General features: G+C 61.9%; 1 protein-coding gene. It reads left to right on the top strand.

Annotated features, from left to right (window positions below):
• Nucleotides 1-770 (top strand): two-partner secretion domain-containing protein (locus tag P0D89_RS53610; protein WP_459252694.1); only part of this gene is annotated, 770 nt, incomplete at both ends.

Below are 770 nucleotides of genomic sequence, written 5' to 3'. Positions count from 1 at the left end.
GGCAGCGTGTATCTGATCAACCCGCAAGGCATCCTGGTGGGTCGCAGCGGCGTCATCAGCACAGGCGGACGATTCGTGGCTTCAACGCTCGATCTGCCGAATGCCGCGTTCACGAATGGCGGCACGCTCACGCTCGCTGGGTCATCGAATGCGAAGGTGGTGAACCTTGGCAAGATCAGTTCCAGTGGCGGCGATGTCTTCCTCATCGCACACGATGTCGTAGCGAATGCAGGCTCGGTGAGCGCACCGAACGGCACGGCCGAATACGTCGCGGGGCAGCAAGTGGTGTTGTTCGAATCGTCGAGCAGCAGGCAGGTATTCGTGCAGATAAGCAGTAAAGGCACCGTGGTCGATCGCGGTGTCACGCAAGCCGCGCAGATCAACCTCGAAGCGGCCGACGGCAATATCTATGCACTTGCCAGCAGTGGCTCGCGTATCCGCGCGACAGGCACGGCCATGCGCGATGGCCACATCTGGCTGGTGGCCGGCAACGGCCATGTCACGCAGAAAGGGGCCATTGCGGCAACGAATGTCGATGGTAGCGGCGGCACCGTCGATACACTCGCCAGCACACTCACGTTAGCGAGCGGCGCATCGGTGCAAGCGGGACTCTGGAATATCTCGACGCCAAACTTCACCGTCGATAGCGCCACGGCCGGCGCTTTCGTGCGCAGCCTGAACGCCGGGACATCCGTCGATGCCACCGCGACCGGCACGAATGGCGCAACCGGCGATATGACCGTTGCTTCCAGTCTTGACTGGAAAGGTCC

The sequence above is a fragment of the Paraburkholderia sp. RL18-085-BIA-A genome (genome assembly GCF_046027075.1).
GTDB lineage: Bacteria > Pseudomonadota > Gammaproteobacteria > Burkholderiales > Burkholderiaceae > Paraburkholderia.
This window is presented reverse-complemented; position numbering and strand designations above follow the sequence as displayed.